Source organism: Clostridium sp. AF34-13 (assembly GCF_003477845.1).
Taxonomy (GTDB): domain Bacteria; phylum Bacillota; class Clostridia; order Lachnospirales; family Lachnospiraceae; genus Butyribacter; species Butyribacter intestini.
The window spans coordinates 277,213-292,717 of sequence record NZ_QUEB01000002.1 but is presented as its reverse complement, the minus strand read 5'-3'; the positions used below and the strand labels follow the sequence as shown (position 1 = coordinate 292,717).

Here is a 15,505-nt window from a genome sequence, read left to right as displayed (position 1 = left end):
GCTTTTATTGTGCAGAGTGATAAGTGTGGGGGGACTTGATTACAGCAACGGGATGTTTTTATTATAAAAAGCTACTGTATAGGAGATATAACGGATGAAACATTTTACAGGATATGAACTGTTGTGGCTGTTCTTTGTATATTCATTTTTGGGATGGGTATTAGAAACAGCAGCCACGACATTAAAACAGCGTAAGTTTTCAAACCGAGGACTTGTAAATGGTCCTTTCTGTGTGATTTATGGAATTACTGCTGTTCTTATGTCGGTAGGTCTTCAGGAACTTAAAGGCATATGGCTTTTTGTTTTTGCGGCTGTATATGCGACAGTTGCCGAGTGGATAAGCGGTCATCTTATCGAGAAGATATTTCATGAGAGATGGTGGGATTATTCAGAGAGAAAGAGAAACCTTGACGGCTATATATGTGTTTCGGCTTCAGTTTTCTGGGGAGCATTAGGGTATGTCGCAGTCAGGTTTGGAAACAGGTTTATAATATTTCTGCTGACAATACTGCCATATATTCTTATGAGGATATTACTGCTTATCCTGATTGTAGTATTGTTTATTGATGTTTTTGCCTCTGTAATGCTGCTCAGTGGTAAGAGTAGAAATGCTGAAAGATGGGCGGCAGCAGATGCAGGCATCGACAAGGTAAGTGCGAAACTTAGGAAAAAAATAAATAATGTGATAGAGCGAAGGATAAGAAAGGCTTATCCTAAAGCTGTAAAAACGGAGAGTGTTAAAAAGGATGCCGGAGGTGTATTTGCGAGCGGATGCTGTTTTTACAAGATAATGCTTTTATTTATAATAGGAGCATTTCTTGGAGATATTACGGAAACGATATTCTGTCGTATCACCGAAGGTGTGTGGATGAGCCGCAGCAGTGTCGTGTGGGGGCCGTTTAGCATTGTGTGGGGACTCGCACTTGCACTTGTCACATTGTTTTTATACAAATACAAGGACAGGAGTGAAAGTTTTTTGTTTTTGACGGGGACGCTTCTCGGCGGTGCGTATGAATATCTTTGCAGCGTTTTCACGGAGCTTGTGTTTGGAAAAGTCTTTTGGGATTATAGCAGAATACCGTTTAATCTCGGTGGCAGGATAAATCTTCTTTACTGTTTTTTCTGGGGAATAGCGGCAGTAGTGTGGTTTAAAAGGATGTTTCCTAAAATTGAGATGCTTATAGAAAAGATACCTGTAGTATCAGGAAAAGTAATCACATGGCTTCTTCTTGTATTTATGGTATGCAATATAGGTGTTTCGTGCATGGCTCTTGTAAGATATGATGAGCGAAGCAGGGAAAATAAGGTATCACAGTCGATTAAGATTGAAAGCGGCAATAAAAAAAGTGATGAAAAAGATTTAAAAGCATGGCAGAAATGGATGGACGAGCATTACGATGATGCAAAAATGAAAAAAATCTATCCAAATGCGAAAAAGGCTTAAAAATATATACAAAAAAGAGAGGTGGCATTTGGAAAACAACCTCTCTTTTTTGTTAAGCTGCAGCTCGTTTTTAATAAAAAGTTAAAATTAAGCTGCCGATTTTCTTTTTTTTCAATGAAAAACAAGAAAATAAAGTTAAGCCATTATACGGCTCTTTTTCATTACATGCCTGTATGCGGGGATTAAAAACATATCCGCACACACCCATGCGAGCGGACTTGCGAGTACGACAAAAGTATATCCGAATATTGGAACTAGCACGAAGCCGGCTATTGAGCGTGCGATCATTTCGCATACGCCGGCAAGTATCGCAAATCCCGGATAACCGATACCCTGTATCATGAAACGCACTATATTTACAAGTGCAAGTGGTATATAGAATAAGGCATTTCCTATCATAAACATTGAAATCTTGTTTATAAGTTCGGTTTCTTTACTGCTCACGAAAAGAAGTGCGAGATATTTGCCAAAGAATATCATAAGTACAAGTATTGCAAGCGAATAGATAACACCAAGCTTTATACAGGCTTTAAGTCCCTCGTCGATACGGTCATACTTTGCCGCACCTTTATTCTGACCGCCGTAAGTAGCCATAGTTGAGCCCATTGCATCAAAAGGGCAGCAAACGAACATACTTACCCTGCTGCCTGCCGTTACTGCTGCAACTATTGTTGACCCCATATTATTTACGGCAGTCTGCAATATGACACTTCCTATCGCCGTGATGGAATATTGAAGTCCCATAGGTATTCCCATTTTGCAAAGCTGGAGCATTTGTTTTGTTGATATTTTCCAGTCGTCTTTGTTAAAGTTAAGATATCTGTATTTTTTCACGGTGTAAATAAGACAAATTATGCCTGAAACTGCCTGTGCCGTGACTGTCGCAACGGCTGCACCGCTCACACCCATCCTTTTTACAAGGATAAGGTCGAGTATGATATTTAATATAGAAGAAAATATCAGAAATACTACCGGTGTAAAGCTGTCGCCGAGAGAACGGAGAATACCGGATACCATGTTGTAGAGTATTGTTGCCGGTATTCCCATAAATATTATGAAAATATATATGTAGGCATCGTCAAAAATGTCTGCCGGGGTTCTCATAACGGTAAGTATGTCTTTTGTAAATATACCTATTATAATAGTAAGAACTATTGCAAATAAAATTGAACACCATGCACAATTTGCAATATAACTTTTCAGACGGTTTGTATCTTTGGCACCAAATGCCTGTGCAATAGGGATGGCAAAGCCGTTGCATATACCGATACAAAAGCCAAGTACCATAAAGTTTATGGAACCTGTCGAGCCGACAGCAGCGAGGGCATTGACACCGAGCTGTTTTCCGACAATGACAGAGTCTACCATATTATAAAACTGCTGGAATAACATTCCGAAAAGAAGCGGAACACCAAAATTAAGTATAAGTTTCATTGGGTTTCCGGTCGTAAGGTCCTTAGACCCACCAAATTTTAATTTACTCATTTTACCTCGTTTCTGCACACATTTATTATTTTATTGTTTTTGGCTGCGATTTAACATTCTAGCACGGTTTATCCGAAAATGGAAGTAGAATTTTTGAGTATGATAAAAAAAATATAAATTTAAGTGGTAACTGTATAATTATTTTGATATAATGAATAAGCATTTAAAACACAATAGTGTTATTAGTAAGTGGCAGAGTGGATTGTAAATATCCGGCGGATTGTAATTATCCGCTTTTGATAAGAATAATTTATGAAAGAAATGAGGATTGATTAATGAAGAAACAAAAGAGAGTGATTAGTTTTTTACTTGCGTGTATTTTAGCTCTTAATTTAGGAGTTTCCTTTTCAGAAAATGTTAATGCGGAAGCGGCTTCAAAAAAATATGTTGTCAAGATTAATAAAAGTATGAACTGTGTGACAATATATGAGAAAAAGTCTTCTGGTAAACTTAAGCCGGTTAAAGCAATGATATGTTCGGCAGGTTCTGCAACGCCTATAGGAACATTTCCACTTGGAGAAAAAATGAGATGGCACACGCTTATGGGACCAAGCTATGGTCAGTATTGCAGCAGAATACACGGTGGTATATTGTTCCATTCAGTATGGTATTACAGAAATGGTGATCCGTCATCTATGTCGGCAAAAGAGTATAATAAACTCGGTACGACGGCATCTCATGGTTGTGTAAGACTTATGGTTGCAGATGCAAAGTGGATTTATGACAATGTACCTTCAGGCAGTAAGGTTATCATTTATAATTCTTCAAATCCCGGACCGCTAGGCAAGCCAAAGGCTCTTAAGATAAGCGGGCATACAAACTGGGATCCGTCTGATGTATGGAGCAAAGGAAATCCCTGGAACAGCAAAAAGCCGTCTATCAAGGGTGCATCAAGTAAGACAGTAAAATTTGGTTCAGCTTATAAGGCAAAAAGCGGAGTCAAAGCAGTTACTACATCAGGCAGTACAGCTTCATCAAAATTAAAAGTTTCAGTGTCATATGATGGTGAAAAAGTGGGCAGGGTTGATACTAAAAGACCAGGAACATATAAGGTAACATACACATTTACAGATGAAGCAAAAAAGACTGCAAGAAAAACAGTAAATATAAAAGTAACAGCAGAAAGAAGTACACCAAAAATTACAGATACAAAGACTCTTTATGTTACATCAAAGAGTAAGATGACTAAGGGATTTGCCGTTAAAAATGCTACAATCAGACAGTCAGGCAGGAAACTTGCGGCAAAATATATCAGAGTTAAATATCAGAAACTTATGAAGAATACATATAAACTTACATATATTGCACAGAGAGAAAGTTATGAGGCAAAGAAATCTGTTAAAGTTTATATAGACAACAAATCACCGGTTATCAGCGGAATAAAGAACAATGCGGAATATGAGGCTTCAGCAGATACAGTTGTAAATCAAAATTATTGTCGTGCCATTATTAAAAAGGTCAGCGATAATTATACAAAACTTAAGGTGTCTGATGTTAAGATAAGTTTAAGCGAGACGGAAACTGCCGGAAGATATAAGGCTGTGTATGCAGTCAGTGACAAGGCAGGAAATACAGCAAAATATACTGTTTATATCAATAAAAAGAGTGATGTTGTCTCAGGTGGAGCGATTTCGTAAGATTTTTTATGTAACAGTTCAGAAATAAAAAGACTATACGACAGAAAGGAATTAAAGATTATGAATTTTCTTGAGGAAAAAATAGTAAAAGAAGGCGTTGTAAAGAAAGGAAATATTTTAAAAGTTGACAGTTTCTTAAATCATCAGATGGATGTGAAACTTTTCCGACAGATGGGTGAGGAATTTAAAAAGCGTTTTGCCGATAAGCCTATAAATAAGATACTTACTGTTGAGGCATCAGGTATAGGAATTGCCTGTATAGTAGCGGAGTGCTTTGATGTGCCGGTTGTTTTTGCGAAAAAGTCAAAGAGTGTAAATATTGACGGTGAAGTTTACAATGCTGAGGTAGAGTCATTTACACATAAATGTAAAAATCAGGTACTTGTTTCTAAGAAGTTTTTAAATCCTGAGGATCATATACTTATAATAGATGATTTCCTTGCAAACGGCTGTGCATTACAGGGGCTTATATCGATAGTATCGCAGGCAGGCGGAACGGTTGAAGGAATAGGTATTGCTATCGAAAAAGGTTTCCAGCAGGGCGGAAAGATTATCAGAAATCTCGGTTTTCAGCTTGAATCACTTGCTATTGTCGAGAGCATGGATGCATCAGATGGTTCGGTGGTATTTCGTGAGCAGTAAGAAACAGCGTAATATCGACCGGAAATTGAAAATAAGGCTAAAGTAATAGGCGGCATCTGAAAGGAACGGAGAAAATACCTGATAAAATTTTAGATTAACATTTTAGATTGATATAATTATAGAATTGACAATAATGGGAGAATATAAAACAATTTGTCCATATGAAGAATTGAAAAGGGGATTGAGGAATAATGGAAAAACAGGTTGCAGTATTGATTGATGGAGACAATATATCGGCCAAATATGCCGAGAGTATCAAGCAGGAGGCATTACAGTATGGAAATATAAAAGTATTTCGTCTGTATGGTTCGGTAAATTCTCCAAACACTAAAAAATGGTATCCGGTCATGCCAAGACAGGGTATTATGCCGGTATTACAGATTTCGTATGCGAGCGGAAAAAGTATAGCAGACCAGGCACTTACGATAGATGCCATGGATCTTCTTCACTCAGAGGGGATAGATGTATTTTGTATTGCATCAAGTGACAGTGATTTTACAAAACTTGTTTACAGGCTTAAAGAGTCCGGAAAGGTAGTTATTGGAATGGGCGAGTCTAAGACCAAGGAAGCTCTCGCTAAAGCCTGCGATGAATTTAAGATATTAAATCTTATCTATCAGACGGAGGAAGACAATGTAAAATCTGATGAAATGGATGCGGATACTTCGATAAATTCAGGTCAAAAAAAGCCTGATAAGGAAGAGACAGAAAGAGGATTTTACGAGGATGAGATTCTTGACGATGACGAGGATGAAGAAATTGAGGAAGTTGAGATAAGTATTCCCGGACTTCCTGAGATTTCTTCATACATAGCTTTGTATATCGAGTCACTTGACAGCGAGAGAGTAAACCTTGCGACGCTTGGCAATGTCCTGAAAAAGAGATTTTCAGGATTTGATACGAGAAATTATAAATGCAGCAACATGACGCAGATGATGAAAAAAATCGGTGGATTTAAGGTGGAATCCGAAAATGCACCTGATGGTGTGCATAAAGTTATGTATATAAGTCTTGCGGATAAACATTAAAAATACAAAACTTCATTATAAAACATTAAAACTTCTATGATTATTTCATATAAATTTTGAAAACAATAAAGCGGTGATATATGTTAAAAGTATATATTATATAACGAATATGTATATTGTATATGAGTGAAAAAGACTTGAAACTAAAAATATATAGTGGTAAAATGCTTTTTTTGAGAGAACAGTTTGATAGAGTAACAATAAGATTAAGGAAGTGATTTTATGTCAGATAATTTTATTCCATCAAACCACATGGAGATTTATTGGCATGATTATGCAGGTAGTGAGGGGAAGATGCCTATTGTAGAGGCAAGTCTTACTGAAAAGGCATCGATAATAGGTAGAACAGGACTTATGTTGCTTTCATGCGGAACAGGTGCGTGGCGTGTCAGAAGTTCTATGAATACGATAGCTAAGCAGCTTGGAGTGACCTGCACTGTGAACATTGGACTTATGTCCATAGACTACACTTGTTTTGATGGCAAAGACTGTTTTTCACAGTCGTTATGTCTCACCAATACGGGAGTAAATACTTCAAAGCTTAACAGACTGGAACATTTTATCAGTGATTTTGAGAGAAACGGGACTGATATGTCCGGTGAAGAACTTCATGCACATCTTGATGAGATAGAGCAGCTTCATGGACTTTATTCGCCTATAGCACTTGGATTTGCTGCGGCACTTGCGTGCAGTGCATTTACATTTCTGCTCGGTGGCGGTATAGTTGAAATGTTTCTTGCATTTGTAGGGGCAGGTGTTGGTAACTTTATCAGGTGCAAACTTGCAAAACACCATTTTACTTTGTTTCTGTGCATTGTTTCATCGGTGGCGGGGGCCTGTCTTGTTTATACAGGGCTTCTAAGGGCAGCAGAACAGATTTTTAATGTATCGCTTCAGCATCAGGCGGGATATATATGTTCAATGCTTTTTATAATTCCGGGATTTCCGTTTATAACAAGTGGCATAGATCTTGCAAAGCTTGATATGAGGTCAGGCATAGAGAGACTGGTATATGCACTTGTCATAATTGTAGTTGCCACGATAACAGCATGGATAATGGCACTTGCACTTAATCTAAAGCCTGTTGATTTTCCGGTTATTAAAATCTCTGTCGGACTACATATATTATTGCGATTACTAATGAGTTTTTGCGGAGTTTTCGGATTTTCAATAATGTTTAACAGTCCTATTGTACTTGCTGCATCAGCGGCAGTTATTGGAGCAGTTTCCAATACACTCCGCCTTGAACTTGTAGATATGGCAGGTATGCCTCCGGCCGCCGCCGCATTTATAGGAGCATTTTGTGCCGGAATTTTGGCATCTGCTTTAAAAAATAGAGTTGGATATCCGAGAATATCACTGACTGTACCATCAATAGTTATAATGGTACCGGGACTTTATCTGTACCGTGCCGTTTATAATCTGGGTATAATGTCGCTTGTAACATCTGCATCATGGTTTGCGGCAGCAATGCTTATAATACTCGCATTGCCGCTCGGACTTATATTTGCAAGAATATTAACTGATAAAACTTTCAGGTATTGTACCTGATGAATTTTTAAACATATTTTCACGGCAGGAAAGGACGATGCCGTCAATACATTCTAAGTGATGGAGCATATGGTTTTTAAATTGATGAATTGGGAGTAAGACACCCAGTTCATCATATTTTTGCTCATTTTTAAGACCGGTTTCCTGTCCGTAATAAACCATTGCAGTTGGAGCACATTGTTGGATTTTCTGAAAGCTGTCCCATATGATTGCATAGGCCTCAGCTTCTTTAAGACCTAATGCCGCAGTATCGGGAAGTGCGTATAGTATAAGGATGCCGCGTCGTCCGTTGGCAAGTTTTTCTTCAATTTCTAAATCATCTGTATAAGAGCGTTCAATATCATAACCGTCTGCAAGAAAAAGTTTTGAGCGTGGTGCAAGTGTGTGCTGCTTGAGTATTTCCTGAAATTTTGCATAATCATGGTGTGAGATAGCAGATTTTTTGTTATCTAAAAGATTGCCACAGGTATCAGTGAGCAGTGACGGATTTTTTCCGGCTTTTCCATGAAATCTCTTTGGAATAAGATATGACTCACGGAGCAGGTCGAGCATACTTCTCTGGCATAATTCAAGCAAAAGACCGCTTATGTCACCAGTTTTATATGAGGAAAAAAGTATATCTGCAAAACGCTTTGAGTTTTCATCAATCGTGAGATTGTCCATAGATATATGGTCATAAAATGTATCACTTAGTTTTTCGCAGGCAACAGATGAAGATAATATCTTTTTAAAAATCTGCTCGACGGCTTCTTCTTTTGGTATTCTTTTAATTTTGTTTATATTTTCTGACATAGTAAGAACCTCCTTTTTAATAAAAGTACTCTCGGTATCTTCTCAAAACGAATCATTTCGGCTGGATTCCCGATATACTGTTTCTATCTTCTCGTTGTACAACACCGTGTACTCATTGCAAAAATGCTATTGTATATTTAAAATTCCTCTCAAAATTCTTTGTTCAGAAGATTTTGAGAGTACATAATAAAACATATCTTATATTTAGTATAGTTGAGTATAGGATATATGTAAAAAGTATATATTATATAACGAATATGTATATCGTATATGAGTAAAAAGTCTTGAAACTATAATTTCATGGTGCTAATATTTTTTTGAAGTAATCAACAGCATACGAAAAGTATCTGTGGAATGGAGGATATTATGAAGCTTGTAGAAAATGAATTTATTAAATTTATGGAGAAGTTTGATGAAAACCCTTTCAGGATTATTTTAGAGGACGGAGAGCATCTGATAGGAGACGGGGAGCCTGCGTTTACCGTAAAGATAAATAAAATACCGAAAATGATGGATATGCTCACCAGCACATCTATTACATTAGGAGAGGCATACATGAATGGTGATATTGAGATAGAAGGCGATTTATATACGGCTCTCAATATGTTTTTAGGACAGATGGGTAAATTTTCGACAGATACGAAAAAACTTAAAAACATTATATTTACATCAAAATCAAAGGCAAATCAGAAAAAAGAAGTTTCATCACATTATGATATAGGTAATGATTTTTATAAGATGTGGCTTGATGAGACGATGAGCTATTCATGTGGATATTTTAAGAATGAGAATGACACATTGTATCAGGCTCAGTGCAACAAAGTTGACCGTATATTGGAAAAACTTAATCTCTCTGATGGCATGACATTGTGTGATATTGGCTGCGGCTGGGGATTTCTGCTTATCGAAGCTGCAAAGAAATACAATATAAAAGGTGTCGGGATTACATTGAGCAAGGAGCAGAAAGCAAAATTTGAACAGCGTATCAAAGAGGAAAATCTTTCGGACAGGCTTGAAGTAAAACTTCTTGATTACAGGGATCTGCCGAAACAGCATATGGAGTTTGACAGAGTTGTGAGTGTCGGCATGATAGAGCATGTCGGTAGGGGAAATTATGAGGAATTTATGCAATGCGTCAAGAGTGTCTTAAAGCAGGGCGGAGTGTTTGTGCTTCACTTTATAAGTGCATTGAAAGAATATCCCGGTGATGCGTGGGTCAAGAAATATATATTCCCAGGCGGGGTTATACCAAGTCTCAGAGAGATAATGCAGATTGCAGGAGAACTTAGATTCTATACGGTGGATGTAGAAAGTCTCAGGCGACACTACAATAAAACACTTCTTTGCTGGAATGAAAATTTCCAGCAGCACAGAGCGGAAGTAATAGAAATGTTTGATGAGAAATTTGCAAGAATGTGGGAACTGTATCTTTGTGCTTGTGCTGCTACCTTTATGAATGGTATAATAGACTTGCATCAGATAGTATTTACGAATGATGTAAATAACGAATTGCCAATGACAAGATGGTATTGATATACTTTTAATTACGGGCGGAAAGCAGGAGAAAATGATTACACTAAACGATTATCTGTATTCAGGGGATACGGTTTTCAGGATAATACAGAAATATATTGAAGATTTGAGAAAAGAGGCAAAGACGAGCCGAAATGAAGTGGATATGATGCATTGCAATTTCCTCATACAGATTTTAGAACTTCTTGAACACAATGAATTTTTGACGGTACAGTCACAAAAGATAAGGGATTTTTATATGTATATGGCAAAGAAATACCCGTATCTTGCATTTACATTTAAAGGTCGTATCAAGTCACTTATTCGTGCCGAGGAGAAATTTAACGGGTATATCGTTGAGTATATTTATAATTATTATACGGAAAATAAAAAGTTTCCGCCTGTTTCAGATTTAAAAAATAAACTTAGTTGTTTTAGGGATATAATAGCATACAGGATAGTTATCTCACTGCCGAAGTGTCATCTGAAAGAGGGGCAGGACAGGGATGAGCAGGAGATAAAGCTTCTTTATGAGATAGCAAATGAACTTCTCGGATTTTTGGAGGAAAGAGGTTTTTCTGCCGAGCCTGCAAGAGGTGTATCGGAGAGTTCGTCAGAACTTCTTGATGATGATGTACGCCCTTACTACAGGGATTATATATCAAATGGTGAGAGTAGTGAGTATCAGTCACTTCACATAACATTTTATGACAATATCGCAAGATGTTTTATGGAAGTGCAGCTTAGGACAAAGACTATGGATGACAATGCGGAGATAGGCCCTGCAAATCACCTCGGTTATGAGAAAAAGCAGGAGCATGACAGAGCGAGGAGAGACATGATTCCAAAGGGTGAGTGCGTCTTTTTTGATGAGGCATACGAGCGTGGCATGAAACTTCAGAAACTTGAACTCTCAGAACTTGATGTAAATATGTTTTCGGCGGTAAACAACAGTCTTATCAATGACGGCTGTGGTCTTTACCGTGGACGACAGATTCTTCCGTATGAGCATTTGTCGAGGTTTCAGAATGATATAAGAGAGTGAGTAAAACGAGTAGGATGGGATTTGTCAAATCCCATCCTACTCGTTCTTAGAAAATATGTTATTTTAAATATTCCGGTGTAACATCTCTGCCAAGTCCACGGAGAAGTTTCTTATCACTCTCGATCGTAGAACCTGATGTTGTGAGCATATTTCCTGTTATGGTTGCACTTGCACCGCCTGAAAATGCGGCTTCACCGTCATTTGTTACAAGGGCACGGCCGGCGGCGAGACGGACATTTGCTTCAGGATTTATATATCTGAAGAATGCGATGGTTCTTAAAATATCTTCCTCGGAGAGCTGTTTGAGGTTTTCAAGAGGAGTTCCGGGGATTGGCATAAGTGCATTGATAGGAATTGACATAATACCGAGTTCAGCAAGTGAAACTGCCATGTCGAGTCTGTCCTCCCATGTCTCACCCATTCCGATTATACCGCCGGAACAGACACAGAAGCCCTCTTCCTGAGCCATCTTGATGGTTGCGATTTTTTCATCGTATGTATGCGTTGTGCATATATTAGGGAAATTTCTTCTTGAAGTTTCTATATTGTCATGGTAGCTTGTAACTCCTGCCTCATGCAGACGGTGAAATTGTTCTTTGGTGAGAAAGCCAAGAGAGGCACACAGGTCAAGTTTACATTCTCTGTGCATTGTTTCATAGGCATCTATTGCCTTTTCAAAATCCTCACCTGAAAGACTTCTTCCGGCAGTAACTATTGCAAAACGGTCGACACCCTCTTTTTCATTTGCGAGTGCTTCAGCAAGAATTTTTTCTTTAGGAAGAAAATCATATACTTCACAGTTTGTGTGATTGTGAGCGGACTGAGCACAATATTTGCAATCCTCACCGCATCTGCCGCTTCGACCGTTGATGATCGTGCAAAGGTCAACTTTATCTCCGCAGAAATATTCTCGAATCTTGTCAGCACCCTCTAAAAGAGCATCAAGGTCACAGTTGATAAAAAAGGAAAGGTCATCCTCTCTTTTAAGTCTTTTTCCGTTTATAATGTCATCAGCAAGTTTTTTTAAGTCCATGTTTATCCTCTTTTCCGAGCAGTCATTTGTATAGTGATGGTGACAATCTATATTTTGTTTTTAAAAGATATAGATTATCTGTAAAAGAATATCAGTCTTTTATAAAAGCTATCCGTTTATGCTCAGAAACAGACAGCAGATATTGATTAGTGTGTTAAGATATGTTTTACACAATAAAATAAAGTAGAGCAAACTGTAGAGAGTTTGCTCATTTGTGGGTTAGGAGTCACTGTCCGTATATATAGTACGAACGGCAACAAATAGGATACTACTCGAAAAGGAGTACAAGGAGTGGTATCCGGTTGTTATTATATATGGATAAAAAAGAAATGTCAACCTTTTGAAGTAAAAGGTTGACGAATGTAATAAATGAAGGGCTGAACTGTTACCAGGACTTAGTATGGAGTGTTTTGTTTATTTAAGTTTCTTTCTATTTTCTTAAGGCATAGGAGACAGGTAGGTACGATATAAAGACAGGCACATATCCATGCTGTCTGGTCGGCAAAACATATTGCATTAAACTTAAAAACAGGGACAAGTAATACACTTACAAATATTCTTGCTATCATTTCAACTGCACCGGAAAATACGGCGCGTCCTGCGTAACCAAGCCCCTGCACACTCATTCGGCATACATTGAGTATTCCGAGTGCCCAGAAGAAATACCCGAGGCAGGCAAGATATTTGCCGGATGCATCGAGCACGGCGGAGGCACTTGCTTTTATAAATAAAAGTGATAAAGTTCTTCCAAAGAAGATAAGTATAAGTCCGGATATAAGTCCGTAGCTGACACCTATCGTTACACCTTTTTTAAGTCCCTCCTTAATTCGTTTCAGATTGCCGGCACCGAAGTTCTGGCTGCAAAAAGTTGATGCGGCAGTGGCAATGGCATCGAAAGGACACATAAGGAACTGCTTGATACGCATACCTGCCGTGAAACCTGAGATATATGTGCTTCCAAGTCCGTTGTTCGCAGACTGCATTACCATACTTCCTATGGCGGTGATAGAGTATTGAAGTCCCATTGGAACACCCATGGCTATCATCTGTTTTGTCATATCAGATTTTATACGGCAGTGCTCTTTTGAGATACATAATATAGGAAATTTTTTAATTATATATATCAGACATAAAAGTCCGCTGACACCCTGTGACATAATGGTTGCGAGTGCTGCACCCGATACACCGAGTTTGAAAACAATAATAAATGTCAGGTCGAGTATTATATTTAAAATACTTGAAAAGACGAGAAATAAAAACGGTGTCTTGCTGTCACCGACGGCTCTAAGCAGTCCTGACAAAAAGTTGTATAAAATTGTAAAAGGTATTCCTAAAAATATAATAAAAAGGTATGAATATGCGTCATCAAAAATATTTTCAGGAGTTGAGAGTATATGTAATATGTTTGGGCAGAGAATGGCACAGGCTGTTGTTATAACAGCGGCAAAAAGTATTGAGAGAAAACCTGCATGGAAGATGGCTTCTTTCATTTTCAGTGTGTTTTTAGCTCCGAAGTGCTGTGAGACGGGAATAGCAAAACCGCAGCATATTCCCATGCAAAAACCGAGCACAAGAAACTGCACACTCGATGAAGCACCGACACTCGCAAGTTTTTCCTCGCCGAGATACTGCCCAACGATAGCGGTATCAATCATATTATAAGTCTGCTGGAAAAGGTTTCCAAGAAGCAGCGGTATCGCAAAGCTGAAAAGATGTTTCCATATATTTCCTTCTGTCATATCTTTTGTCATAATAAAAACCTCATTTCCGTGCAAATGAACTAAATTTAATCAGTAATTTAGAAACATTAAAGTTCTAATTTATCAGTGTACCAACGGCTAAAGAGTTATTTTTGCTGCCATGTCATTAAATAATCTTTTTCACCGGTTGCATCATCAATGCCGCTACACCGGATTTTAAAATCCTCTCTTTGATAAAAAGATATTGCCCGTGTGTTTTTTTGATACACATTTAGAAACAATTTTTTTCTTTTATCTTTTACATAATTTATCAGAATTTTACCTATGCCTTGCGATTGCATTTCATCAGAAACAAAAATACCCTCAATGTATTCGTCATTTAGTCCTATAAAACCCTGTATTTTTTGATTATTCTCATATATATATACTTCTGCCTGTGACAGCATTCCTTTTACCAATTTAAAATTATCTTTCCAGTACTTGGCAGGAATAAAGGAATGACTTTTTAAATTTGTATCTAACCATATGTCAGCAACTCTGTTTATATCTGCTTTTTGCAATTTCCTAATCATAATAATTGTCCTTTGAAAAATTCAAATTTATCTATATACTATCATGTGTTATTACCTATGACAAGAAGTCGTGAGATTTCTGAAGATATTTAGGTAACAGTTCAGCCTTGCATTTCTTACATAAAAAGCTACTTAACAATACAATGAACAAGCTCATTGTATTGCCAATTATCTTTTTATGGCTGAACTGTTACATATTTAGTGTTAAATTGTGTTGCTCATACTTTTATGCTATGATAAAAAAAGATTTGTAGTGGATGAGTTTGATTTTTTTAGCTAAAAACATAGGAGGAAACATAAATGACAAAAAAACAGCGTGCTTTAGAGATAATAGAAAGATTAAAGAAAGAATACCCTGATGCAGACTGCACACTTGATTACAATGAAGCGTGGAAACTGCTTGTAAGTGTAAGACTTGCGGCACAGTGTACTGATGCAAGGGTAAATGTGGTGGTTAAAGGACTTTTTGAAAAATATCCTAGTGTAGAAGCGCTTGCTGATGCTGAGGTTTCGGATATAGAGGACATAGTAAGACCATGTGGTCTTGGAAAAAGCAAGGCGAGGGACATTAGTGCCTGTATGAAAATGCTTCGTGATGATTATGATTGCAAAGTTCCTGATGATTTTAATGAGTTGTTAAAACTTCCGGGAGTGGGAAGAAAAAGTGCAAATCTTATAATGGGTGATGTGTTTAAAAAGCCTGCGATAGTGACAGATACTCATTGCATACGCCTTGTAAACAGGATGGGGCTTGTTGATGGAATAAAAGATCCTAAAAAAGTTGAGATGGAATTGTGGAAGATAATACCGGGAGAAGAGGGAAGTGATTTCTGCCACAGACTTGTATGGCACGGAAGAGAAGTCTGTACGGCGAGGACAACACCTCATTGTGAGAGATGTGTATTGGAAGACATATGTAAAAAAAGAATTAAATGATATAAAGATGGAAATATTTTTGTCAGTTACCTTATAAAAATGGTATATATTGTGAGTCAAATGGTTGTTTTTTCTCATTAGTAGCATTTGTTACGGAAATTAAAGGAAAAATGTGGTATTACTATATT

Annotated in this window: 13 protein-coding genes; 8 read left to right on the top strand and 5 right to left on the bottom strand. The window is 37.6% G+C overall.

What is annotated here, in order from left to right; genetic code table 11:
• Nucleotides 1-94 precede the first annotated feature (94 nt).
• Nucleotides 95-1,444 carry a putative ABC transporter permease gene (locus DWZ63_RS03135; RefSeq protein ID WP_118498684.1) on the top strand — a complete coding sequence of 450 codons (1,350 nt, stop codon included), beginning with the start codon at nucleotides 95-97 and terminating at the stop codon, nucleotides 1,442-1,444.
• Between the two features lie 135 nt (nucleotides 1,445-1,579).
• Here DWZ63_RS03135 and DWZ63_RS03130 read toward each other — a convergent pair whose 3' ends face one another.
• Entirely contained in the window at nucleotides 1,580-2,929 is a 1,350-nt protein-coding gene (locus DWZ63_RS03130; protein ID WP_118498683.1) for an MATE family efflux transporter, read from the bottom strand.
• A gap of 275 nt (nucleotides 2,930-3,204) precedes the next feature.
• Between DWZ63_RS03130 and DWZ63_RS03125 the strand changes: the two genes are divergently transcribed.
• The 4 genes from DWZ63_RS03125 (at nucleotide 3,205) to DWZ63_RS03110 (ending at nucleotide 7,787) form a co-directional block, all read left to right on the top strand.
• Entirely contained in the window at nucleotides 3,205-4,566 is a 1,362-nt protein-coding gene (locus DWZ63_RS03125; protein WP_118498681.1) for a L,D-transpeptidase family protein, read from the top strand.
• A 60-nt stretch (nucleotides 4,567-4,626) separates the two neighbouring features.
• On the top strand, nucleotides 4,627-5,208 hold the full coding sequence (locus DWZ63_RS03120; RefSeq protein WP_022014773.1) for a xanthine phosphoribosyltransferase: 582 nt from the start codon (nucleotides 4,627-4,629) through the stop codon (nucleotides 5,206-5,208).
• 191 nt (nucleotides 5,209-5,399) lie between these two features.
• Entirely contained in the window at nucleotides 5,400-6,236 is an 837-nt protein-coding gene (locus DWZ63_RS03115) for an NYN domain-containing protein (protein ID WP_118498680.1), read from the top strand.
• Nucleotides 6,237-6,458: 222 nt separating this feature from the next.
• Nucleotides 6,459-7,787 carry a threonine/serine exporter family protein gene (locus DWZ63_RS03110; protein ID WP_118498678.1) on the top strand — a complete coding sequence of 443 codons (1,329 nt, stop codon included), beginning with the start codon at nucleotides 6,459-6,461 and terminating at the stop codon, nucleotides 7,785-7,787.
• Here the strand turns inward: DWZ63_RS03110 and DWZ63_RS03105 are convergent.
• Nucleotides 7,755-8,579, bottom strand: coding sequence for a DUF4866 domain-containing protein (locus DWZ63_RS03105; RefSeq protein WP_055942721.1), 825 nt, complete (start codon nucleotides 8,577-8,579; stop codon nucleotides 7,755-7,757). The two genes, DWZ63_RS03110 and DWZ63_RS03105, sit on opposite strands and share 33 nt — an antisense overlap.
• Nucleotides 8,580-8,945: 366 nt before the next feature.
• Between DWZ63_RS03105 and DWZ63_RS03100 the strand changes: the two genes are divergently transcribed.
• A complete protein-coding gene (locus tag DWZ63_RS03100; RefSeq protein WP_118498676.1) occupies nucleotides 8,946-10,112 on the top strand; it encodes a cyclopropane-fatty-acyl-phospholipid synthase family protein in 1,167 nt (388 codons plus the stop codon).
• Between the two features lie 34 nt (nucleotides 10,113-10,146).
• Nucleotides 10,147-11,136, top strand: coding sequence for a guanosine polyphosphate pyrophosphohydrolase (locus DWZ63_RS03095; RefSeq protein WP_118498674.1), 990 nt, complete (start codon nucleotides 10,147-10,149; stop codon nucleotides 11,134-11,136).
• 58 nt (nucleotides 11,137-11,194) lie between these two features.
• Here DWZ63_RS03095 and bioB read toward each other — a convergent pair whose 3' ends face one another.
• From bioB to DWZ63_RS03080, 3 genes are all read right to left on the bottom strand, one after another.
• Nucleotides 11,195-12,169: a biotin synthase BioB gene (bioB, locus tag DWZ63_RS03090; RefSeq protein WP_118498672.1), complete on the bottom strand. Its 975-nt coding sequence runs from the start codon at nucleotides 12,167-12,169 to the stop codon at nucleotides 11,195-11,197.
• Nucleotides 12,170-12,564: 395 nt separating this feature from the next.
• Nucleotides 12,565-13,920 carry an MATE family efflux transporter gene (locus tag DWZ63_RS03085; protein ID WP_243020467.1) on the bottom strand — a complete coding sequence of 452 codons (1,356 nt, stop codon included), beginning with the start codon at nucleotides 13,918-13,920 and terminating at the stop codon, nucleotides 12,565-12,567.
• Nucleotides 13,921-14,015: 95 nt separating this feature from the next.
• Complete coding sequence (locus DWZ63_RS03080) at nucleotides 14,016-14,441, bottom strand: GNAT family N-acetyltransferase (protein WP_118498670.1); 426 nt, start codon at nucleotides 14,439-14,441, stop codon at nucleotides 14,016-14,018.
• Between the two features lie 300 nt (nucleotides 14,442-14,741).
• Between DWZ63_RS03080 and nth the strand changes: the two genes are divergently transcribed.
• On the top strand, nucleotides 14,742-15,377 hold the full coding sequence (gene nth / locus DWZ63_RS03075; protein ID WP_022015247.1) for an endonuclease III: 636 nt from the start codon (nucleotides 14,742-14,744) through the stop codon (nucleotides 15,375-15,377).
• The last annotated feature ends 128 nt before the right edge of the window (nucleotides 15,378-15,505 follow it).